This is a genomic window from Lichenicoccus sp. (assembly GCF_965277665.1).
GTDB lineage: Bacteria > Pseudomonadota > Alphaproteobacteria > Acetobacterales > Acetobacteraceae > Lichenicoccus.
In genome coordinates, this window is record NZ_OZ255835.1 from 3,452,335 (window position 1) to 3,473,966 (window position 21,632).

General features: G+C 69.4%; 23 protein-coding genes. 12 read left to right on the plus strand and 11 right to left on the minus strand.

What is annotated here, in order from left to right:
- Position 1: 1 nt before the first annotated feature.
- From ACQY4O_RS16170 to ACQY4O_RS16200, 7 genes are read right to left on the minus strand one after another with little or no spacing between them, the layout of a single operon-like run.
- Positions 2 to 652 (minus strand): HAD-IA family hydrolase, encoded by a 651-nt coding sequence (locus ACQY4O_RS16170; RefSeq protein WP_428377368.1) that lies wholly within the window; start codon positions 650 to 652, stop codon positions 2 to 4.
- The gene (xylB, locus tag ACQY4O_RS16175; protein ID WP_428377369.1) at positions 649 to 2,175 is read right to left on the minus strand and encodes a xylulokinase; all 1,527 of its coding nucleotides are present in this window, start codon (positions 2,173 to 2,175) and stop codon (positions 649 to 651) included. The genes ACQY4O_RS16170 and xylB overlap by 4 nt, the downstream gene beginning before the upstream one ends.
- 1 nt (position 2,176) lies before the next feature.
- Positions 2,177 to 3,628 carry an aldehyde dehydrogenase family protein gene (locus ACQY4O_RS16180; RefSeq protein WP_428377370.1) on the minus strand — a complete coding sequence of 484 codons (1,452 nt, stop codon included), beginning with the start codon at positions 3,626 to 3,628 and terminating at the stop codon, positions 2,177 to 2,179.
- Positions 3,625 to 4,791: a fumarylacetoacetate hydrolase family protein gene (locus ACQY4O_RS16185; protein WP_428377371.1), complete on the minus strand. Its 1,167-nt coding sequence runs from the start codon at positions 4,789 to 4,791 to the stop codon at positions 3,625 to 3,627. Before ACQY4O_RS16185 ends, ACQY4O_RS16180 begins: the two co-directional genes overlap by 4 nt.
- A 28-nt stretch (positions 4,792 to 4,819) precedes the next feature.
- Entirely contained in the window at positions 4,820 to 5,839 is a 1,020-nt protein-coding gene (locus tag ACQY4O_RS16190) for an ABC transporter permease (RefSeq protein ID WP_428377372.1), read from the minus strand.
- Positions 5,840 to 5,844: 5 nt separating this feature from the next.
- Positions 5,845 to 7,437: a sugar ABC transporter ATP-binding protein gene (locus ACQY4O_RS16195; protein WP_428377373.1), complete on the minus strand. Its 1,593-nt coding sequence runs from the start codon at positions 7,435 to 7,437 to the stop codon at positions 5,845 to 5,847.
- Positions 7,437 to 8,516 carry a sugar ABC transporter substrate-binding protein gene (locus ACQY4O_RS16200; RefSeq protein WP_428377374.1) on the minus strand — a complete coding sequence of 360 codons (1,080 nt, stop codon included), beginning with the start codon at positions 8,514 to 8,516 and terminating at the stop codon, positions 7,437 to 7,439. The genes ACQY4O_RS16195 and ACQY4O_RS16200 overlap by 1 nt, the downstream gene beginning before the upstream one ends.
- Before the next feature lie 155 nt (positions 8,517 to 8,671).
- Here ACQY4O_RS16200 and ACQY4O_RS16205 point away from each other — a divergent pair, with 155 nt between their 5' ends.
- The 3 genes from ACQY4O_RS16205 to ACQY4O_RS16215 all read left to right on the plus strand — a co-directional run bounded on the left by ACQY4O_RS16205 (position 8,672) and on the right by ACQY4O_RS16215 (position 10,985).
- Positions 8,672 to 9,841, plus strand: coding sequence for an NAD(P)/FAD-dependent oxidoreductase (locus ACQY4O_RS16205; protein WP_428378225.1), 1,170 nt, complete (start codon positions 8,672 to 8,674; stop codon positions 9,839 to 9,841).
- Between the two features lie 113 nt (positions 9,842 to 9,954).
- Positions 9,955 to 10,167: a hypothetical protein gene (locus ACQY4O_RS16210; protein ID WP_428377375.1), complete on the plus strand. Its 213-nt coding sequence runs from the start codon at positions 9,955 to 9,957 to the stop codon at positions 10,165 to 10,167.
- A complete protein-coding gene (locus ACQY4O_RS16215; RefSeq protein ID WP_428377376.1) occupies positions 10,164 to 10,985 on the plus strand; it encodes a class I SAM-dependent methyltransferase in 822 nt (273 codons plus the stop codon). The genes ACQY4O_RS16210 and ACQY4O_RS16215 overlap by 4 nt, the downstream gene beginning before the upstream one ends.
- Here the strand turns inward: ACQY4O_RS16215 and rsmD are convergent.
- The 3 genes from rsmD to ACQY4O_RS16230 form a co-directional block, all read right to left on the minus strand.
- Entirely contained in the window at positions 10,982 to 11,536 is a 555-nt protein-coding gene (gene rsmD, locus ACQY4O_RS16220) for a 16S rRNA (guanine(966)-N(2))-methyltransferase RsmD (protein WP_428377377.1), read from the minus strand. The two genes, ACQY4O_RS16215 and rsmD, sit on opposite strands and share 4 nt — an antisense overlap.
- Before the next feature lie 155 nt (positions 11,537 to 11,691).
- Positions 11,692 to 12,474: a pseudouridine synthase gene (locus tag ACQY4O_RS16225; RefSeq protein WP_428377378.1), complete on the minus strand. Its 783-nt coding sequence runs from the start codon at positions 12,472 to 12,474 to the stop codon at positions 11,692 to 11,694.
- On the minus strand, positions 12,471 to 13,217 hold the full coding sequence (locus ACQY4O_RS16230) for a gamma-glutamyl-gamma-aminobutyrate hydrolase family protein (RefSeq protein ID WP_428377379.1): 747 nt from the start codon (positions 13,215 to 13,217) through the stop codon (positions 12,471 to 12,473). The genes ACQY4O_RS16225 and ACQY4O_RS16230 overlap by 4 nt, the downstream gene beginning before the upstream one ends.
- Positions 13,218 to 13,318: 101 nt before the next feature.
- On the opposite strand from ACQY4O_RS16230, the gene ACQY4O_RS16235 reads away from it, so the two are divergent.
- The 6 genes from ACQY4O_RS16235 to msrA all read left to right on the plus strand — a co-directional run bounded on the left by ACQY4O_RS16235 (position 13,319) and on the right by msrA (position 18,749).
- Positions 13,319 to 13,753: a nucleoside deaminase gene (locus ACQY4O_RS16235; RefSeq protein ID WP_428377380.1), complete on the plus strand. Its 435-nt coding sequence runs from the start codon at positions 13,319 to 13,321 to the stop codon at positions 13,751 to 13,753.
- A 221-nt stretch (positions 13,754 to 13,974) separates the two neighbouring features.
- Positions 13,975 to 15,537, plus strand: a complete 1,563-nt coding sequence (locus ACQY4O_RS16240) for a Do family serine endopeptidase (protein WP_428378226.1) — start codon at positions 13,975 to 13,977, stop codon at positions 15,535 to 15,537.
- A 256-nt stretch (positions 15,538 to 15,793) separates the two neighbouring features.
- The gene (locus ACQY4O_RS16245) at positions 15,794 to 16,660 is read left to right on the plus strand and encodes a dienelactone hydrolase family protein (protein WP_428377381.1); all 867 of its coding nucleotides are present in this window, start codon (positions 15,794 to 15,796) and stop codon (positions 16,658 to 16,660) included.
- A gap of 5 nt (positions 16,661 to 16,665) precedes the next feature.
- Positions 16,666 to 17,298 (plus strand): hypothetical protein, encoded by a 633-nt coding sequence (locus ACQY4O_RS16250; protein ID WP_428377382.1) that lies wholly within the window; start codon positions 16,666 to 16,668, stop codon positions 17,296 to 17,298.
- 165 nt (positions 17,299 to 17,463) lie between these two features.
- The gene (msrB, locus tag ACQY4O_RS16255; protein WP_428377383.1) at positions 17,464 to 18,000 is read left to right on the plus strand and encodes a peptide-methionine (R)-S-oxide reductase MsrB; all 537 of its coding nucleotides are present in this window, start codon (positions 17,464 to 17,466) and stop codon (positions 17,998 to 18,000) included.
- Positions 17,997 to 18,749 (plus strand): peptide-methionine (S)-S-oxide reductase MsrA, encoded by a 753-nt coding sequence (gene msrA / locus ACQY4O_RS16260; RefSeq protein WP_428377384.1) that lies wholly within the window; start codon positions 17,997 to 17,999, stop codon positions 18,747 to 18,749. Before msrB ends, msrA begins: the two co-directional genes overlap by 4 nt.
- A gap of 190 nt (positions 18,750 to 18,939) precedes the next feature.
- On the opposite strand, the gene pspF is transcribed toward msrA, so the two are convergent.
- The gene (pspF, locus tag ACQY4O_RS16265) at positions 18,940 to 20,034 is read right to left on the minus strand and encodes a phage shock protein operon transcriptional activator (RefSeq protein ID WP_428377385.1); all 1,095 of its coding nucleotides are present in this window, start codon (positions 20,032 to 20,034) and stop codon (positions 18,940 to 18,942) included.
- A gap of 179 nt (positions 20,035 to 20,213) precedes the next feature.
- Here pspF and pspA point away from each other — a divergent pair, with 179 nt between their 5' ends.
- From pspA to ACQY4O_RS16280, 3 genes are read left to right on the plus strand one after another with little or no spacing between them, the layout of a single operon-like run.
- Positions 20,214 to 20,897 (plus strand): phage shock protein PspA, encoded by a 684-nt coding sequence (pspA, locus tag ACQY4O_RS16270; protein ID WP_428377386.1) that lies wholly within the window; start codon positions 20,214 to 20,216, stop codon positions 20,895 to 20,897.
- A 57-nt stretch (positions 20,898 to 20,954) separates the two neighbouring features.
- Positions 20,955 to 21,197 carry an envelope stress response membrane protein PspB gene (pspB, locus tag ACQY4O_RS16275; RefSeq protein ID WP_428377387.1) on the plus strand — a complete coding sequence of 81 codons (243 nt, stop codon included), beginning with the start codon at positions 20,955 to 20,957 and terminating at the stop codon, positions 21,195 to 21,197.
- Positions 21,198 to 21,208: 11 nt separating this feature from the next.
- The gene (locus tag ACQY4O_RS16280) at positions 21,209 to 21,622 is read left to right on the plus strand and encodes a PspC domain-containing protein (RefSeq protein ID WP_428377388.1); all 414 of its coding nucleotides are present in this window, start codon (positions 21,209 to 21,211) and stop codon (positions 21,620 to 21,622) included.
- Positions 21,623 to 21,632: the final 10 nt, after the last annotated feature.

A 21,632-nucleotide genomic window follows, 5' to 3' on the forward strand; every position in this document is an offset into this window, starting at 1 on the left:
TTCAGTCAGGACCGGCTTGCGGCAGCAGGTCGGCGAAGCGCTGCAGCCGTTGCGCGGCGGAAACCTGCACGAGCGGTCCGTTGCCCCAGCCGACGACGCGAAAATCGATGCCGGCGGCCAGCGCCGTGTCACGATCGATGACGGTGTCGCCGATGAACAGCGCGTCGCCGGCCGCCACCCCGAGATGCGCGAGGGCGTGCTGCAACGGGGCCGGATGCGGCTTGCGGTGCGGCGTGGTGTCCGAGCCGACGACGATGTCGAACAGGTGGGCGATGCCGAAATGCCGCAGCACCGCCTCGGCCAGCGACTGCGCCTTGTTGGTGCAGACCGCGAGGCCCAGGCCGGCGGCATGCAGCGCCGGCACGGTCGCTGCCGCATCCGCGTAGAGGGTGGATTCCTCCGCCGGACGTTGCCGGTAATAGGCGAGGTAGATCGCGGTGTCGCGCACCACGCGGCCGTGATCGACGACGTGGCCGAGATGCTCATACAGCTTGGCAACCAGCGCATGCGCGCCTTCGCCGGTCAGGCGCTCGATCGCGCGCACCTCCTGCGCCGGCAGGCCGCGCACCGCGAGCATGCGGTTGATGGCCCAGGCGATATCGGGTGCGCTGTCGACCAGCGTGCCGTCGAGGTCGAAGATGACCGCCCTCATGCGCGCGCGCCTGCCTTGAGCGTGGCCAGGTCCTGCATGCTGCGGTGCAGGCGCTCATGCAGCGTGGCAAAGATCGGGTGCAGCCGGTCGTAGGTGCGGGCGGCGTCCGGACGGGGTGGCACGGTTTCGCATTCCTCGATGACGCCGACGGCCTCGTGCAGGTCCCGCCAGTGCCCGGCGCCGATGCCCGCGAGCAGCGCCGCGCAATAGGCGCCGCCCTCGGCCGCTCCGGTCACCGTGGACACCGCGTGGCCGGTGACGTCCGCGAGCAGTTGCAGCCAGGCCGGCGAGACCACCGCGCCGCCTGACGCGCGCACCGTGTCGAACGCCGACCCGGACCGGCGCACCAGCTCCAGGATCGAGCGCAGGTTGAGCAGGACGCCCTCCAGCACGGCGCGTGTCATGTGGCGGACATCGTGGCCCTGCGTCAGCCCGACCCAGGCGCCCCGTGCCTCCGGCGCCACCACCGGGCAGCGCTCGCCGAGCAGCGACGGCAGGAACAGCAGGCCGCCGGCGCCGGGCTCGATCGCCTCGGCCAACCGGATCAACTCGTCGAAGCCGGCGGCGGCATCCGGCAGCGGCCGCAGCGCGTCGCGCAGCCACGCAAAGGCGCCGCCGCCGTTCAACGTGACCCCCATCACGTGCCACAGGCCGGGCGCGTTGCCGCAGGAGACCTGGAGCAGGCCGCCCTGGTTCTCCGGGCAATGGGGCGCGGCGGCGCCGACCAGTCCCGCGGTGCCGATGGTGACGCCGACGGTGCCGCTGGCGATCACCCCCATCGAGGTGGTCTGGATCACGGAGTCACCGCCGCCGGCGACGACGGGCACGCCAGCAGGCAGGCCCCAGCGTTCGGCGATATCGGCACGCAGGCGGCCCGAGATTTCGTGGCTTTCCAGCGCGTGCGGCACCTGGCTGGCCAACAGGCCGACCACGCCCAGCATCGGCTGCGACCAGCAGCGCGCGGCGACGTCGAACAGGCCGGTGCCGGACGCGTCCGACACGTCCGTTGCGTGCTCGCCGGTCATCAGCAGGCGCAGATAGTCCTTGGGCAGCAGGAAGCGCCGCATGGCCTCGAACAGCGCCGGCTCGTGCTGCTGCATCCACAGCAGCTTGCCGCCGGTGAAGCCCGGCAGCATGCGGTTGCGGGTCAGCCCCAGCAGCGCATCGAGGCCGCCGACGCGCTCGGTGATACGGTCGCACTGGGGTCCGGTGCGGTTGTCGCACCAGAGCATGGCGGGGCGCAGCACGCGGCCCGCGTCATCGAGTGCCACCAGCCCGTGCATCTGGCCGGAGAGCCCGATGGCTGCGACCTCGCAGCCGGCCGGCAGCGCCCGCACCACAGACTGCATGGCGCGGTCGGCGCCATCCCACCAGTCCGCCGGCGCCTGCTCGGCCCAGCCCGGACGCGGCGTCGCCATCGGATATCCGGCGGCGGCGCGCGCCAGCACCCGGCCCTCGCCGTCGATCGCCAGCGCCTTGCACGCCGAGGTGCCGAGATCGAGCCCGACCAGGCAGCGCGTCACGCTATGCCCCGTGCTTCAGCCGGACGTGCTTGATCGCGAGATAGCCTTCCATGCCCTCGCGACCATGCTCGTAGCCGATGCCGCTCTGCTTGCGGCCGCCATAGGGTGCGTTCATGATGCCGGCATCGACCGTGTTGACCGCGATGCTGCCGAAGCAGAGCGCCCGGGTCAGGCCGAAGATCTCGGCAACGTCGCGCGCGTACACGTAGGCGGCGAGACCATACGGCCCGGCATTGGCGAGCCCGATCACCTCGTCGATGCTGTCGAACGCACAAACGCCGAGCACTGGGCCGAACGTCTCCTCGCTCATCACCAGCATGTCGGGCGTGCAGTTGTCGAACACCGTGGGCGCATAGAAATGCCCCTGCTGCATGCCGGCCGGAGGGCCGCCGCCGCACAGCAGCGCGGCGCCGCGATCCAGCGCGTCGGCGACATGGCGCTCGACCTTGGCGATGCCGTCGGCATTGGTCATCGGGCCGAGATCGGCGCTGGGCCGCTCCAGCCCGTCGGCGATGGTGAGCCTCTCGGCGGCGTGCACCAGCTGCTGCACGAAGCGCTGATGCAGCGAGCGGTGCACGTAGATCCGGTTCACCGCGATGCAGATCTGCCCCATGTTGCGAAACCCGCGTCGCAGCGCGCCCTTGACGGCAGCATCGACATCGGCACTGGACGCCACCACCATCGGGCAGTTGCCGCCGAGTTCCAATGACACCGACTTGATGCCGCCCATGGTGCGGAAGATAGTCTCGCCGACACTGGCCGAGCCGGTAAAGGCGATCTTGTCGATCCCCGGATGCGACACCAGCGCCGCACCGGTCTTGCCCGCGCCCTGCACCAGGTTGACGACGCCGGGCGGAAAACCGGCGGCGAGAACGCAGTCGAGCAGCGCGACCGCCGAGAGCGGCGAATATTCCGACGGCTTCACCACCAGCGTGCAACCCGCCGCCAGCGCGCCGCCGAGTTTCCAGCCGATCAGCTCGACCGGATAGTTCCAGGGCGCAATCGCGGCGGCGACGCCGATCGGCTCCTTCTCGACCAGGCTGAGAAAGCCCGGATCCTCGTTCGGGATGGTCTGGCCGAACACGCGCACCGCCTCGGCGGCATAGTATTCGAAGGTGCGCGCGACCTTGCTGACCTCGCCACGCGCCTCGTCGAGCGGCTTGCCCTGTTCGCGCGTCACCGCGCGCGCAATACCGTCGCGCCGCTCGTCGACGATCAGGGCCAGCTCGCGCAGCAGGTCGGCGCGCTTGTATGGGCCGAAATCGCGCCACGCCGGAAATGCGCGGCGTGCCGCCTGCACCGCGCGATCCACGACAGCCGCGTCGGCGACCGCGATGCGCGCGATGGGCTGTCCGTTGGCCGGGTTGGAGAGGGTGAACCAATCGGCGGCGCCGTCCGAGGACCAGGCGCCGTCGATCAGGAACACCGGCGGCTGCGACACGCTGGCACTCATCCTGCGAGCAGCCCGCGGGCCGCGAGGTTGCGCATAAGCGCGCCGATGCCGAACTGCCAGGGTGGCGCCTCGTCGCTGTAGGTCACCACGTTGACCAGCCGCCCGAGCCGGCCTGCCGCGATCTCGACGACGTCGCCCGGCTTATGCGTAAAACCCTGGCCGGGATGGTCGCGATCCTGCGTCGGCGCGAACAGCGTGCCGAGGAACAGCACCATGCCGTCCGGATACTGGTGATGCCGTCCGAGCGACTGCGCCACGAGGTCGAGCGGATCGCGGCTGATCTCGCGCATCGAGCTGCTGCCACGCAGCACGTAGTTGTCGTCGCGGCCGGTGACGGTCAGCTCCAGCTCGAGGCCGCGCACGTCCTCGATGCCGAACCCTGCATCGAACAGCCGGATGAACGGGCCGAGTGCGCAGGACGCGTTGTTGTCCTTGGCCTTGCCGAGCAGCAGGGCGCTGCGGCCCTCGATGTCGCGCAAATTGACGTCGTTGCCGAGGGTCGCGCCGCGCACCGCACCGCGCGAATTCACCGCCAGCACCAGTTCGGGTTCGGGATTGTTCCACGACGAGGCGCGCAACACGCCGATCTCGGCGCCGAGCCCGACCGAGGACAGCACCGGCGCCTTGGTGAACACCTCGGCGTCCGGCCCGATGCCGACTTCCAGATATTGCGACCAGTAGCCGCCTTCGATCAGCACCTGCTTGACCCGGGCGGCTGCCGCGGACCCCGCCTTGACGTCGCCCAGTGCCCCGCCGATTGCGACACTCACCTTGTCGCGTATGGCGGCCGCCTCGCGGTAGTCGCCCTTGGCGCGCTCCTCGATGACGCGCTCGAGCATGGAGCGGGCAAAGGTGACGCCGCAGGCCTTTACCGCCTGCAGGTCGCACGGCGCCAGCAGATGCGGCCGATCGGCACGGTGTGCGAGGCTGTCGGCGATGATTTCAGCCAGCGCAAACGCGCGCGCGTCCGGGATCGCAGCGATCGCGGCGATCGGATCGGCATGCTCCAGCAGGGCTGATACCGTGGGTCCGGCGGCGGTGACATCGACCAGCCGGTCGTGGCGCAGCTGCACCAGGCACGGGCCGCCGAGCGCCGGATCGAAAACGCGCCCGAGCAGGCTGGCGCTCGGGTAATCGCGCGGAAGGATGTCGAGCGGTGTCATGATGTCTCCGGCACTCAGCGTGGGGCGATCAGCGTGGGCTGGACATGCGGACACGCATGGCGTCGATCGCCACGGCCACGAATATGGCGAGGCCGCCGATCATGTCGACATAGAACGACGGCACGTTGACGATCGACAGCCCGACATGGATCACGGTGAGCAGCAGCACGCCGCCGAGGATGCCGGGGACATGGCCGCGGCCGCCGAACACGCTGACGCCGCCGATGATCGGGGCCGCGATCGCATAGAGCAGGAAGCCGTTGCCCTGGTTGGAGGTGATCGCCATCTGCCAGGCCGCCAGCAGGTAGCCGGCGATGGCGGCCAGGAAGCCCGACATGGTGAAGGCGAGGATCTTGATGCGGTTGACGCGTATGCCGGCACTCGCCGCAGCCACGGCGTTGCCGCCGACCGCATAGACGCTGCGTCCCAGCGTGGTCAGGCGCAGGAACACCACGCCGCCGATCAGGGCTGCTAGGAAAATCACCGGCATCAGCGGCCAGCCGAGCACGCTCACCTGGCCGATCCAGTTGTACTGGTCTGGCATGTCGGTGATCGTCTTGCCATGCGAGATGGCGAGCAGCGCGCCCTGCAGGATGATCATCATCGCCAGCGTCTCGATCAGCGACACCATGCGCAGGCGGGTGATGCAGATGCCGTTGAAGAAGCCGATCAGCGTGCCGACCATGACGCCGCCGAGCATGCCGAGCCACCAGGGGACATGCGCGTCGGACACCAGCATCGCGCCGACCACCGACGAAAAGCCCAGGTTGCTCGCAATCGACAGGTCGATCTCGGCGACCAGCAGCGGCATCGATACCGCGAGTGCGAGCAATCCCAGCACCGTCGCCTGGATCAGGATGTTCTGCAGGTTGGCGATGCTGAAGAAGAAACCGTTCAGCAGGCCGAAGATGATGGCCAGCCCGATCAGCCAGAACCAGACCACGTTCTGCAGCATCCAGCGCAGGCCGGGTCGGACATCGAGGGCAGGAGCCTGGCGCGATGGCTTGGCCTGCGCGGGCGAGACATTGCGTGCGGTCTGCTGCGACATGCCGGTCAGTCCTGCCTTGCGCCGCGATCGAAGGCCGCCTCGCGCAGGCGCTGCGTGGTGATCGCGGCCCCCCGCAGCGTCTGCACGATGCGGCCTTCCGAGAAGATGCAGACGCGATCGACGATGCGGGCCATCTCGTCCAGATCGGCGGTGATTACGATGACCGCAAGCCCGGTCTCGGTGAGCGCATCGACGGTGCGGTGCACGTCCTCCTTGACGCCGACATCGATGCCACGGGTCGGCTCGTCCAGGATCAGGATTTTCGGTTGTGTCGCCAGCAGGCGGCCGAGGCAGACCTTCTGCTGGTTGCCGCCGCTCAGTGTGTCGATCGAGACCTTCGGGTTCGGCGCCTTGACGCCCATCTCGGCGAAGTAGCGCGACACCAGGGCGCTCTCGGCGCCCGCATCCATGAAGCCGTAGCGCGAGACCGCGCCCAGGCTGGACAACGCGAGGTTGTCGCTGATGGACAGCAGCGCCACCAGCCCGTCGCGCCGGCGGTCGTCCGACAGGTAGGCGATGCCGCGTGCCAGCGCCTCCGGCGGCCCCGGCGGCAGCCTCGTCGCCGCGGCATCGCCGTGCAGGCGCATCGTCCCGGACCGAGCGGGGTTGAGGCCGAACAGCGCCCGCGCGAACTCCTTGGCGCCCGAGCCGGGCAGGCCGGCGAAGCCCACCACCTCTCCGGCAGCGATGCTGAACTCGTCGATCTCGACGGCGGGCGCCCGCGTGCCGGTGACCGAGAGTGCCGACGCGACGTGGCCGCGCGGCGAGCCGGCGCGATGGAACAGACGCAGGTCGCGGCCGAGCACCAGCTCGGACAGCCGTTCGGTGGTCATGCCGGCGAGATCGTCGCTGCTGCCGGCGAGGCGACCGTCACGCAGCACGCTGACGGAGTCACAGATTTCCAGGATCTCATCATTATAGTGCGAGATGAACACGAACGAGATGTCACGGCGCTTGAGGTCGCGCATGAAGTCGAACAACACGGCGCGATCGTCCAGGGTCAAGGCCGCTGTCGGCTCGTCGAGGATGATCAGCCGGCCGCCGCTGAACAGGGCGCGCAGGATGTTGAGCTTGCGGCGGTCGACGGCGCTGAGATCGCCGGCGAGCCGGCGCGGGTCGATCGCGGTGCCTTCGAGCATCTGCAGCGCCTGGGCGCGCAGCCGGCGCCAGTCGACGAAGGCGCCGCGCGCCGGCCAGCGTCCGAGCATGAGGTTCTCGGCGACGCTGAGCTGCTCGACGATCATCGGTTCCTGGGTCACCAGGAACACCCCGGCTTCCTCCATCGCCTTGACGTCGCGCCCCTGCACCTCCTGGCCGTCGAGCAGGATGCGTCCTGCGGTCGGCGTGCGCATGCCGGCGATCAGCCCGACCAGGGTGGACTTGCCGGCGCCGTTCTCTCCCAGCAGGCCGTGGATGGCGCCGCGGCGGATGTCGAACGACACGTCCTGCAGGGCGATGAGCGCACCATAGATCTTGGTGAGTCCCTCGATCCGGAGGATCGGCTTCTGGGCATCGATCCGGAGGATCGGCTTCTGGGCATCCATCCGGAGGATCGTCTCTGCCGGAGCGGCCTCGGGCTGGGTCTGCGGTGCTGCCATCACGAGTAGTGCATGCCCCACTTGTCATACGCCACGTTGCCCCACAGGCGCGGGTCCTGCGCGTTCTTCTCGTCGATGACGAAGGGCGGGATCACCAGGCTCGGGCCCGACGGCGAGTCGGTGATCGTGCCGGTCTCCCAGTAGTAGTCCTTGTTGCGGTACGGCCCGAGCGGCACCGGCTGGTTGTGCCGCGCATATTTCGCGATCATCGCCACGGTGATCTCGGCATAGGCGATCGGATCCTGCGAGATCTCGGCGTCCATGTAGCCCTGCTGGATCCATTGCAGCGCGATCGGCTCGCCGTCGATATTGACGAAGATCACGTGCCCGTCCTCGCCGCGCTTCTTCCATCGCCCGCGCTGCTGCAGCGCCGTCACGATGCCGCGCGAAGGGGTGTCGCTGGGCGCATGCACCGCATCCAGGTCGGGATGCTCGGACAGGGTGGAGAGCGTCACGCTCAGCATGTTGTTGAGCAGGCCCTCGGTGGGGCGGTCGAGCAGCGTGATGTCGGGATATTTGGCGAACTCGGCATCCAGGCCCTCCTTGCGCAGGCGCCACGCGACGCTCTGCAGGGCGCCGTAGCAGTTCAGCACCTTGCCCTTCGGCGAGCCGTGCTTTGCGCGCAGACGCGCGACGATCGCCTGCGCCGCCATGACGCCGCCCTGGCGGTTGTCGAAATCCACCGTGATGGCGACCTTGCCGCCGGTCGCCGGGGTATCGACGATGCCGACCGGGATCTGCTTGAAGTTGAAGCGCTTGATCGCGCTGACGATGGCCTGGCTGTCGATCGGGTCGCTGACCATGGCGATCGGGCTCTGCAGCAGCAGGCTGGCCCATTGCTGCAACTGCACCGTGTTGTCGAAGTTGGCGTTGACCGCCTGGAAGGACCAGCCCTGCGCCTCGGCCGCCCGCTTGACCGCCTCCTGCTGGACCACGAAGAAATAATAATCGAGGCTCTTGTTGCTGTACGCGAGCAGCGGCTTGCCTTGCGCCGGGGCCGGTCGCGCGGCGAGGCCGGCTGCGACCCCCAGCCCGGCTCCAAGCAGAAGCCGCCGGGACAATGCGGAGTTCTCGATCATCGTCTATGCTCCAGAGGGCGCCGCTTGCTGCGGCTGTGTAGATTTTCTCCATAAATCCCTCTAACCGGGCGCCGGTCAAGATCGAGAGGCCGACAACCGATGAATGAGGAAGATTTTCTACATGGCCTGGCCTCCAGCCGTGGCCTGGGACGATGATGGAGAGCTTCGACGTCGTGATCCTGGGCGCCGGGGCCGCCGGATTGATGTGCGCGATCAGTGCCGGACGGCGGGGGCGTCGGGTGCTGCTGCTGGATCATGCCGACGAGCCCGGGAAGAAAATCCTGATCTCAGGCGGCGGGCGCTGCAACTTCACCAACCGGGAGGTGCGGCCGGACAATTTTCTCTCCGACAATCCGCATTTCGCGCGCTCGGCGCTGGCGCGCTACCGGCCGGAGGATTTCGTAGCGCTGCTGCAGCGGCACGCCATCGGCTGGCACGAGAAGACCCTCGGACAACTATTCTGCGACGGCTCCGCCCGGCAGGTGGTGGCGATGCTGCTGGCCGAATGCGCGGCGGCGGGAATTGTCCTGCGCTGCGGCTGCCGGGTCACCGATATCAGCCGCGGCGACCGCTACCGCATCGAGACCGGGACCGGCAGCGTGACGTCCAGCTCGCTCGTGCTGGCGACCGGCGGCCTGTCGATTCCGAAGCTGGGTGCGACCGGCTTCTCGCACGACGTGGCAGCCCGGTTCGGCCTGGCGCTGACGCCGATCCGGCCGGCCCTGGTGCCGCTCACCTTCGGCGGCGACGACGGTGCGATCATGCACGCGCTCAGCGGCGTCTCCCTGCCGGTGGTGGCGGCCTGCGGCGGCGCCCGCTTCGGCGAGGCGCTGCTGTTCACCCATCGCGGCCTGTCGGGCCCGGCGATCCTGCAGGTGTCGTCGTACTGGCGCCAGGGCGAGTCGATCGCGCTCGAACTGCTGCCGGATGCCCCGCGGCTCCTGCTGCAGCGCAAGCGGGCCAGGCCGCGCGCCGAAGCCAGGACGGTGCTCGCCGAGCTGCTGCCGGCCCGGCTGGCGCAGGCGCTCGCCGAGCGTCACCTGCCGGCGCTGGAGATCGGCAACATCCCGGACCGGCTGCTGAGGCAGCTCGCCGGCCTGCTCACCGCGTGGCGCCTGACCCCCAGCGGCACCGAAGGCTATGCCAAGGCAGAAGTGACGGGCGGCGGCATCGACACCCGCAGCCTGTCGTCGCGCACCATGCAGTCGGAGAAGGTGCCCGGCCTGTTCGCGATCGGCGAGGCGGTCGACGTCACCGGCTGGCTGGGCGGCTATAATTTCCAGTGGGCCTGGGCGAGCGGCTGGGTCGCCGGCGAGGCGGCCTGAAGCGGAGCTGTTCTCCCCCCGACTTGTTCTTCGGTGACAAAATCCTCATCCGCGCTCCATCATCGACCGGGACAGGCCCGTATAGCGTGTCAATTTACCGCGCGGAGACAACGATGATGCTGGTTCCCACTGCCATGCCGACGGCACTCCACGCGCCTGGGCCGCCGGATGTGCTCGTCGCCGGGCCCGCGGTCGCCGTCGCCGCGGCGAGTGGGCCGAGCGGTTTGTTTTCGGCCAGGCCGCCCGGCAGGCTCTATCGTGTCATCCTGCTGCAGCCGGACGCGTCCGGCATCCTGCGTCGCATCGTGACCGAGTGCAGCCTGTGACGCCGCTGTCCCGGCGGCACGCTGTCCTGGGCGCCTGGGCGGTGACGTTCCTCGCCAATTCGGCTCTGGCCGCGGACAGCTTTCTGCAAAGTGCGGTGGAGGCGCCGACGCGAAGCGACAAGTTCAGGGCGCGGGACGGGGCACGGCACCCGGCCGCGGAACTGGCCTTCTTCGGCGTGAAGCCGCGATCGAATGTGGTCGAGATCTGGCCTGGCGGTGGCTACTGGACGCAGATCCTGGCCCCGGCGCTGCACGCCCGCGGCGCCTACACCCTCGCCACCGGCGCGCCCGACGGCGACAAGGAAGAAGCCTATTTCGCCCTGTCGCCGGGGTTCAGGCAGATGCTCGACCAGCACCCGGACGTGTACGGCCGCGTCAAGCTCACGGTCTTCGGCGCGCATCATCCCGACCTGGCGCCGCCCGACAGCGCCGACGTCGTGCTGACCTTCCGCAACCTGCACAACTGGATGGCGACGGGCGACGCGCCGCAGATGCTGGCGGCGATCCGCCGCGCGCTGAAGCCGGGCGGTATCCTGGGGATCGAGGACCACCGCGCCAACACCAGGACGCCGCAGGACCCGAAGGCGGCGACCGGCTATGTGCGGCAGGACTATGCGACGGCGCTGATCGAGAAGGCCGGGTTCAAGCTGGTCGGGTCGTCGGAGATCGACGCCAACACGCGCGATACCGCCGACTGGCCCAAGGGCGTGTGGACGCTGCCACCGGTGCTGGCGCTGGGACAGGTCGACCGTGCGAAATATCTGGCGATCGGCGAGGCGGACAATTTCGTCCTGAAGTTCAGGAAAGTCGGTCGCTAGCCCGCCAGGCGCCAGATCGATACGCGCGCGACGCCGTGCGGGCGTTCGGCCAGGAACGAAGTGGCCGGCAGAGTGTCTTCTCGCCCGGTCTCGGCGGCGATCAGCGCGTCCGAGGTGATCCACCGCTTCTGCAGCAGCGGCGGCAGGCTGCGCGCGACCATGTCGTGACCGTAGGGCGGGTCGAGGAAGACCAGCCTGCACGGCACGTGATCAGGCGGCGGATGCGGCGGCGCCGTCGCGTCGCGGGGGAATACAGTGCAGCAGGGCGCGGCGCCGAGGCTCGCGATGTTCGACCGCAAGGCCGCCAGGGCGCTCCGGTCCGTCTCGAGGAACACCGCGCGCTCCGCACCTCGGGACAACGCCTCGAGCCCGAGGGCGCCGCTGCCGGCGAAGGCGTCGAGTACATGGCAGCCTTCGAGCGGCTCGGCCCACGGCGCGTGCGCCAGCATGTCGAACAGCGCCTGGCGCACCCGGTCCGCAGTCGGCCGGGTGGTGCTGTTGCGCGGCGCTTGCAGTGTCCGGCCACGCCAGATGCCGGCAACGATACGCATCTAGCGGCCAACGGACAAAGGTAAGGCAAGGGCTCTGCCCTTGACCCGCCGGGGCCTGAGGCCCCGAACCCGCTTCTCTAAATCAGAAGATCTCAAGGCGAGCCTTTGATGGGGTCCAGGGCAAAGCTCGTGGCCTTGGCTCTTTCCGCAGCCCATCAATGCCTGGGAGCAGGTGCCAGCCCGGGCACCTGTTCGCGCAGCACCTTGCCCTGCACCTCCTCGAGTTCGCGCCGCGCCAGGGTGCCGAGCTGGAACGGCCCGTAGGCGGTGCGGATCAGCCGCGAGACATGCAGGTTGAGGTCGAGCATGACGCGACGGACCTCGCGATTGCGACCCTCGCGGAGGGCCACCGTGATCCAGGCATTGTCGCCCTTGCGGCTGTCGAGCCCGGCCTCGATCGGGCCGTAGCGCACGCCGTCGATCTCCGAACCGCGGACCAGATCGGCAAGGCGGCGCTCGTCCACCATGCCGAACACCCGGACCCGGTAGCGGCGGATCCAGCCGTTCGAGGGCAGCTCGAGCCGCCGCGCCAGCGAGCCGTCATTGGTCAGCAGCAGCAGGCCCTCGCTGCCGAGGTCGAGGCGGCCGACGCTGACCACCCGCGGCAGCCCGGGCGGCAGGGACGCGAACACCGTCGGGCGGCCCTCCGGGTCGCGATGCGTGGTCACCAGCCCGTCCGGCTTGTGGTAGCGCCAGAGCCGGGCGCGGTCGGGCGCATCGATGACGCGGCCATCGACCTGCACGATGTCACCGGGCTGCACGAAGCTCGCCGGATGGCTGACGAGGGTGTTGTTCAGCTTCACTCGGCCGCCCGGCAGCAGCTTCTCGGCGTCGCGTCGGCTGGCGACACCGGCGCGGGCCAGCCACTTGGCGATCCGTTCCCCCCGGTCTGCATTCGCGTGCGCACTGTCAGCGCCATCCTCGTCCGGCTCGCTCATGACCGTCTCGCCGCCTCGACCAGCGCCGCGAACAGCAGGGCGTCGCCGGGGTCGATCAGGTATTCCGGGTGCCACTGCACCCCGAGGCAGAACCGGTATGCCGGAGCCTCGATCGCCTCGACGATGCCGTCCGGGGCCCGCGCGCTGACCACGGCCGGGCCGGGCTCGCGCACCGCCTGGTGGTGCGCCGAGTTCACCCGCATGGTGTCGCTGCCGACGATCCGGCGCAGCAGCGTGTCCGGAATGAGGCTGATCTCGTGCCCCGCCTCGTGGCGAGGATTGGGCTGCTCGTGCCGCAGGCCGCCCGGCACCTCGTCCGGCAGATGCTGGATCAGCCGGCCGCCGAGCGCCACCGCGAGCAGTTGCTGGCCGCCGCAGATCCCCAGCACCGGCATGTCCCGCGCCAGCGCGCCGCGCACCAGGGCCAGTTCCGCCGCGGTGCGGTCCTGCTTGAGCACCACCGTCTCGTGCAAGGCCGCGTCGCCGTAGAGGCTGGGATCGATGTCGAAGGCGCCGCCGGTGACCACCAGGGCATCGATGCGGTCGAGCATCGCGTCGGCCAGGGCGGCGTGATGCGGCAACGCCATCGGCAGGCCGCCCGCCTGCGCCAGGCTGTCCATGTAGTTGGCGCGCAGGGCATACCAGGGGTAGCGCGAGTAGCCCGCGATGCCGGCAGCTGCGGGCTGCTCGCTGTCCAGGGTGACGCCGATGACCGGTCGGATGATTTGGCCGCCTTGCTTCATGGCGTCTAGCTAGAGGAACTGACGGGGCGAAGGAACCGCGCATGTCCGATCCGTCCCCCCCTACTTCGCCCCTCCCTACTTCGCCCAAGCAAGCGGCGCCCATGCAAGCGGCGCTCGACGAGGCCCGTGCGGCGGCGGCTCGGGGCGAGGTGCCGGTGGGTGCCGTCGTGCTGGCGCCGGACGGCACCGAGCTGGCGCGCGCAGCCAATGCGGTGGAGGCGACGCACGATGCCTCCGGCCACGCCGAGCTGATCGCCATGCGGGCAGCGGCATCCCGGCTCGGCAACTCCCGCCTGGCCGGCTGCACCCTGGTGGTGACGCTGGAGCCGTGCGCCATGTGCGCCGGGGCCTGCTCGCACTTCCGCATCGCCCGGCTGATCTTCGGCGCCTACGACCCGAAGGGCGGCGCGGTCGAGCACGGACCGACCCTGTTCAGGCAGCCACGCTGCCTGCATCGGCCGATGGTGATCGGTGGCGTGCGCGAGCAGGAATGCGCCGCACTGCTGCGCAGCTTCTTTGCCGCGCGCCGCGGATAACCCCCGCCTTGAATAACCAACGTTTCATCGCTGCGTATTGGTGGGGAGTGGCGCCGGACCCCATATTCGGATCGCTCCAGGAACAGGGTCTCGAAAACCCAATCAACATCAGGACGCCCATGCCATCCTTTCCGTCTCGCCTACCGCCGGCTCCCGAAGGCCGCCGCACCCGTGGACCTGGCCTGAAGCGGCCGGCGCTCGCCATCCTGCTGGCGGGCACCATGCTCACCGGCGTCGCCGGCGGTCGCTTCGAGACCGGAACGGCGCATGCCCAGAGTCCGAGTAGCAGCGCCCTCGCCGCGCATCCCGGCGCGATCCAGCCGCAGGCGCCGTCGCAGCGGCTGCCGGATTTCACCGCGCTGGTGAAGCAGGTGAAGCCGGCGGTGGTCTCGATCACCTCGCAGCTCAAGGCCGATACGGTCGAGGACGACGACCAGGACCAGGGCGGCGGCGGCGGTGGTGGCCAGCAGATGCCGTTCCCGTTCCCGTTCGGGTTCCAGATGCAGCACGGCAATCCGCATCGCACGATCGAGGCGCGCGGTTCGGGCTTCATCATCTCGCCGGACGGGTTCGTGGTCACCAACAACCACGTGGTCAAGGGCGCGACCTCGGTCAGCGTGACGCTGGATGACGGCACCGTGCTGCCGGCCCAGGTCGTCGGGCGGGACGCCCGCACCGACCTCGCTCTGCTGCGGGTCAAGCCCGGCGGCAAGCTTCCCTTCATCCAGCTCGGCGATTCCGACGATGTCGAGCCCGGCCAGTGGGTGATCGCGGTCGGCAACCCGTACGGGCTCGGTGGCTCGGTCACCGCCGGCATCGTCTCGGCGCGTGGCCGCGATATCGGCGATGGCCCGTACGACTCGTTCCTGCAGATCGATGCGCCGATCAATCGCGGCAATTCCGGCGGCCCGCTGTTCACGCAGGACGGCAAGGTGGTCGGCGTCAACACCGCCATCCTGTCGCCGTCCGGCGGCTCGATCGGCATCGGCTTCGCGATCCCGTCCGACGTGGTCCGCAACGTCATCGCCCAGTTGCAGAAGCACGGACGGGTCACGCGCGGCTATCTCGGGGTGCAGGCGCAGGCGGTGACGCCGCAGATCGCCAAGGGGCTGGACCTGCCGGCCTCGCTCGGATCGCCGCCCGGCGGTGCCCTGGTTGCCAACGTCACCAATGGCTCGCCGGCCGAGAAGTCGGGGATCAAGCCGGGTGACGTGATCACCCAGATCAACGGCGAGAAGGTCGGCACGCCGCGCGATCTGGCCATCAAGGTAGCGAGCGTGGCGCCCGACAGCCAGGCCAGGCTGACCTACCTGCGCGACGGCAGCAGCCAGACCGTGGACGTGCATGTCGGCAATCTCGGCAAGGATGGCAACGGCGCCGGGGGCAGCGATAACGGCCAGCCCGGCAGCCAGGGTTCGATCGGCGTCGGACTCGCGTCGCTCACCCCGGACCTGCGCCAGCAGCTCGGCATTGATGACAGCGTGCATGGCGCGGTGGTGCATAGCGTGCAGCCGAACTCGGCCGCCGATCAGGCTGGCATCCGGCCGGGCGACATCATTCTCGGGGTCGGCAGCCACCTTGTGAGCAATCCGGCCGACGCGGCGAAGGCGGTGCATAGCGCGCTGCAGCAGGACCAGACCGTGGCGCTGCGCATCCTGCGCGACGGCCAGGACGCGTTCGTCGCCATCTCCCCGAACGCGAACGGCGCAGGCGGCTCGCAGGCGCCAGACGGTGACGAAGACGGTGGCAACGGCGGCGGCCAGGACAACAACCAGTCCGGCTGACAAGCCGGGGCGGTTCCGGAACCGGATGGCTCCGGGGCCGCCTTCAGCGGTGTCCGACCTGGCCTGGCGTGCGCCAGTTCACGCGCGGTGCCGGGGCTGGCGAACCTGGTGAGGATCGCAAACAGCCGCAGGGCCTTCGCTCCGCCACGATCCGCGACCGGTCTCCTGGGGCACGCCCGGTTAAGCAAAGCTTTCGCCCTGCGCGGGGCAGTGCCACCATGACCGCCGAGACGGCGACGCATGATGAGGCATCGGCATGATCATCCGCAGCGACGAGGCCGCCGATCTTGCGACCAGCTCGGGCACCATGCGGCTGCATGTCTTTCGGCCCGCGCTGGCCGGCCGCTATCCCGGCATCCTGCTGTTCTCCGAGATCTACCAGGTGACCGCGCCGATCCGGCGTCTCGCGGCCGTGGTCGCCGGCCATGGCTATCTTGTCGGGGTGCCGGAGATATACCACGAGTATGAGCCCGCCGGGACCGTGCTGCCGTATGACCAGGCCGGCACCGACCGCGGCAACAGCCTGAAATTCACCAAGCCGGTGGCAGCCTACGACGAGGATGCCAGGGTCGGGTTCGATTTCCTGGCGTCGCACCCGCAATCGAGCGGGCAGCTCGGCAGTGCGGGTGTCTGCCTGGGCGGCCATCTCGCCTACCGGGCGGCCCTCGATCCGCGTGTCGCGGCGGCGGCCTGCTTCTACGCCACCGACATCCATTCGGGCTCGCTCGGCGCGGGCGGGCATTCGGGCTCGCTCGGCGCGGGCGGGCATTCGGGCTCGCTCGGGGCTGGCAGGCGCGACGGCAGCCTGTCGCGCATGGACGAGCTTCGGGCCGAGACGCTGTTCGTCTGGGGGCGGCAGGATCCGCATGTGCCGTTCGCCGGCCGCGAGCGTATCCGGGCGCGGCTGGAGGAGGTCGGCGCCAGCTACGAATGGCACGAGGTCAATGCGGCGCACGCCTTCCTGCGCGACGAGGGGCCGCGCTACGATCCGGCTTTGTTCAGTGAAGCCACCGGCTGGATGCTGTCGCTGTTCCAGCGCAGGCTCGGGGGCGTGTTGCCTGAAACGATGACGGCCAAGACGGCGCCGGGCGAAACCGCTCCGGCCAAGACGGCGCCAGGATGACGGCGATGCAGCCGCGCATGTCGACGGCCGAGATTGCCCTGTTCGAGGGCCTGCTGCGCTGTTCGCAGGATTATGTCGAGTTCGGCAGCGGCGGCAGCACGTGCCTCGCCTCCGGGCTGGTGGGACGCTCGATCCTGTCGGTGGATTCCGCCGAGTTCTGGCTGCAGCAGGTGCGCGAGGCCTGCGCCGCTGCCGGCGCCCCCGCTGCTGGTGGCCCCGCTGCTGGTGGCCCCGCTGCTGGTGGCCCCGCTGCTGGTGTCACGGTGGTCCCCGAACTGGTCGGCGTCGACATCGGCGCCGTCGGCAACTGGGGTTATCCGGTCGATCCGACCACGCACGCTCGCTGGTCGGCCTACCACAGCGACATCTGGGCCAACCCGCGTGCCGCGCGCGCGGATCTCTATCTGGTCGACGGGCGGTTCCGGATTGCCTGCGCCATGCAGGTGCTGCGGCGCTGCCGCCCCGACGCGCTCCTGCTCGTGCATGATTTCGCGTCACGCGCGCACTACCACCCGATCCGCGAGGTGGCGCAGGAGATCGCCACGGTCGAGGACCTGTCGCTGTTCCGGTGCCCGCCGGCCCGCGACATGGTGCAGATCCACGCCCTGCTGGACGCCTACCGCTTCGAGCCCGCCTGAGCGCAGGAGACGGCGGCGGGCGCGTCGGAAATAGCTGAAACTCTCCGCATGAGCTGGTAACTTCCGACTTCGCGGCGGCGAACAGTCAGGCAGGACGGCGAGCATCCGACCGAGGCTGTCGAACGTAATCCGGAACATCCCGGGAAAACCCATCGGAAGATGAGCATGACATCACGCAGATCCCTGCTTGCGGGCGGTATCGGCCTCGGCGTGGCCTGGGCCGTTACCGGAGCCTACGGCCTCTCCTGGCCGGCGCACGCGGCGGCGCCCGGCAACGGTGCTGTCGCACACACCGACGCGCAGTGGCGCACCATGCTAACCCCGGCGCAATACGACGTGCTGCGCCAGGCGGGCACCGAGATGCCGTTCAGCAGCCCGCTGGACCATCTGTTCGCCGCCGGCCGCTATGATTGCGCCGCCTGCGACAACCACCTGTTCGCAGCCAGCACCAAGTTCGACAGCGGCACCGGCTGGCCTTCCTTCTTCGAGCCGCTGCCGCACGGCGTCGCGCAGGTCAGCGACGGCAGCCTGGGCATGCAGCGCACCGAGATACGCTGCGCGCGTTGCGACAGCCATCTCGGGCACGTGTTCAACGACGGCCCGCGCCCGACCGGGCTGCGCTACTGCATGAACGGCGTGGCGCTACGTTTCGTCCCGTCTGGGCAGGCGCCGCAGGCGAAGGGCGTGGAGAAGCAGACATGAAGCTGACCCTCAGGGTGCCGTCTCTCAAGGCTGGCCTGCTCGCGGCCCTGCTGCCGGCCGGGCTGATCTTCGCGGCGCCGAGGCTGCATGCCGACGAGACGCCGCATCTGGTGCCGGCGCCGGCGATCGACCAGCCGGCCGCCACAGGGCCCAGGCTGGCCGGCACCGCGCAGCCACTGGACAGCATCGTGCTGTCGGGCGGGTGCTTCTGGGGCGTGCAGGGCGTGTTCGAGCATGTCAAGGGCGTCACCCAGGCGCTTTCCGGCTATACCGGCGGCGCCGGCGCCACCGCCCAGTACGAGACCGTCAGCACCGGGAGCACCGGCCACGCGGAATCCGTCAAGGTCACCTACGACCCCAGCAAGATCTCGCTTGGCGGGATCCTACGCATCTTCTTCTCGGTGGCGCTGGACCCGACCCGCACCGATGGCCAGGGACCCGACGAAGGCAGCCAGTATCGCTCCGAGATCTGGGTCTCGGGCCCGGAGCAGGCGCATGTCGCAACGGCCTACATCGCGCAGCTCGACCAGGCGCACGCGTTCAGCGCCCCGATCGCGACCCGCGTCGATCCGCTGCGCGGCTTCTTTCCGGCCGAGGGCTACCATCAGGACTATCTCGTGCTGAACCCGGACGCCGGCTACATCGCGGTGAACGACATGCCCAAGGTGCAGGCGCTGCAGCAGTTGTTCCCGTCGCAGTGGAGTGCTGCGCCGAGGACCGTCTCGGCGAGCGCCACGACGCGCGGCTGATCCTTGTCTGCGGCTGATCCCTGTCCCAGAGCCTGTTTGAAAACGCCTGATGCTGGATGAGAGCGGGCTGCAAGCCCGCGCCCGTCGTGGCTTTCCGAGCACCGGAGCGGAGCGGCCTCAATGGCCGTGAGCACTGGAGCGCAGGAAAGCCGTGTCGGATCGCCAGCAGCAGGCGTTTGCAAACAGGCTCTCAGGCGGTCCCGGTTTTCGGCGGCTCGTCGGCCTCGTCGCCGGCGCGGCCGAGCAGCCCGTGCGTCTTCAGGTGGTGGCGGAACTGGTAGTAGGTCAGGCCGAGGGCGCGTGAGGCGGTGCGCTGGTTGAAGCGGGCGGTCTCCAGCGCCTGCTTCAGCAGCGCCGCCTCGAAGGCGCGGGTCCTGGTCAGGAAGTCGCCCTCCACCGGCAGCGACGGCTCCGAGACGATCGCGGTGCTTGTCGGCTGCGGGGTGGATGCGGCCGCAGGCGTCGGCTGCTCCTCCGGCGGCGGGCTGCCCGGGAGACGGGGAAACGGGTCGAGCACGATTTCCGCCACCGGCCGGCCGGGATTGGTCATCCGATAGACGCTGCGTTCGACCACATTGCGCAGTTCGCGCACGTTGCCGGGCCAGTCATGCGCCCGCAGCACCGCCATGGCGGCCACGGCGAAGCCTGCGAACATCTCGCGGCCCAGCTCGCGCGTCATGCGTATGGCGAAGTGGCCGGCCAGCAGCGGGATGTCCTCGATGCGGTCGCGCAGCGCCGGGACGCCGATGACGTCGAAGGCGAGCCGGTCGAGCAGGTCGGAGCGGAACTTGCCCTGGCGCGCCAGGGCCGGCAGGTCGGCATGCGTCGCCGCCACGACCCGCACATCGACCCGCTGGGTCTCGTTGCCGCCGACGCGCTCGAAGCTGCCATACTCGATCACCCGCAGCAGCTTCTCCTGCACCGCGGGCGATGCGGTGGCGATCTCGTCGAGGAACAGCGTGCCGCCATCGGCCAGCTCGAACCGGCCCGGCCGCCGCCGGCTGGCCCCGGTGAAGGCGCCGGCCTCGTGCCCGAACAACTCGCTGTCGAGCAGCGCGTCCCCGAGCACCGCACAGTTGAGCTTGATGAAAGGCCGGTCCCAGCGCGGCGAGAGGAAGGCGAGGCGGCTTGCCACCAGTTCCTTGCCGGTGCCACGCTCGCCGATTACCAGCACCGGACGCTTCAGCGGCGCTGCCTGCGAGACATGCTCCAGCATGTCGCGGAACAGCGGCGCTTCGCCGAGCGGTGTCGCATTGTCTTCCGAGGCCGTGGCCGAACGCGCCAAGACTTGGTTCTCCATGCCAAAAGCTGCGGGATCGCAGTGTTGCCGCCAGTTCCCGGCGAGGCAAGCGGTGGCAGAAATACCCTGCTGTTTCAATGTCTTGCGTGAAGGCCCGGCTGTGGCACGGCGTATGCTGTGTAATGTGCGCGAAGCTTTCCCAGCGCGATGGCAGGACCCACAGGATGAGTATCTTCTCCCGGTTGACGGATATCGTGAACTCCAACATCAACGCGATCCTCGCGAATGCGGAAGATCCGCGGAAGATCATCCGGCTGATCATCCAGGAGATGGAGGACACGCTGGTCGAGGTGCGGTCTTCCGCGGTGCAGACCATCGCCGAGCGACGCGAGATCGAGCGCCGGCTGGAGATGCTGGCGCGCGACGAGGCGGAATGGCAGCGCAAGGCCGAGCTGGCGCTGTCGCGCGAACGCGACGACCTCGCCCGCGGCGCGCTGCAGGCCCGCGCGCACGTCACCAAGACCCGCGAGGCCCTGGACCAGCAACGCGGGCAGATCGCGGCGGCGCTGGCGCAGCAGAACGAGGACATCGCCAAGCTGCAGGCCAAGCTTGCCGACGCCAAGTCGCGCGAGCAGGCGCTGGTCTCCCGGCACGGCCTGGCCTCGTCGCGCGTCAAGCTGCGCGAGACGCTGTATGACGAGCGCATCGGCGACGCGTTCTCGCGTTTCGAGCAGGTGGAGCGCAATCTCGATGTGCTCGAAGGCCGGGTCGAGTCCTATGATCTGGGACGGCGGTCGCTCGAGGACGAGCTGACCGGACTGGAAACCGACGACAAGGTCGAGAGCGAGCTGGATGCCCTGCGTGCCAAGCTGCAGCGCCGCGGCAATCCACCCGCCACCGGCGCATGACCGCCTGGAACAGGACGCCTGCCGCGCCGAACAGACCATCGTGAACCGGGATATTTCATGATCGAGAACCTCACGGGCCTGATCGCGGTGATCGCGCCCTTCGCGCTGGTGTTCTTCATCATCCGGATGAAGCATGAGCGCCGGATGCGCGAGATGAACCTGCAGGGGCTCAGCCAGGAGGAGCAGCGGGTGCTGGCCGACATGGGCGAGGCCGCCCGGCGCATGGAGCAGCGCATCGAGAACCTCGAGCGCATCCTCGATTCCGAGCTGGCCGGCTGGCGCAGCCGCATGTCGCTGTAGGAGCGGTCCCGATGAACCAGGATTTCCGGGTCTGGCGCCAGGATCGCGGCGCCATGTTCAGCGGCGTCTGTTCCGGGCTCGCCGAGGATCTCGACCTGCCGCTGCCGCTGCTGCGCCTCGTTGCCGTGGTGTTCCTGGTCCTGCCGACCGGCCTCGCCTATCTCGCCTTGTCGCTGCTGCTGCGGCGGCGCCCGGTCCAGCCGGCGCGCTCCGGACGCGCCAACGGTGAGCGGGCCTTTGCCGGCCTGATGTCCGCATCCGGCGCCGGCCGGCAGGAGCGCGCCGCCGCGATCCCGATGGGAGCCAACCTCGCCTTGCTGGCGCACCGGTTCGAGCGCATCGAGCCGCGCCTCAAGCAGATCGAGGCGTTCGTGACGTCGAAGGATTTCGAGTTGCATCGCGATTTCCGCCGCATGGGCGAGTAGGCGGGCGCTC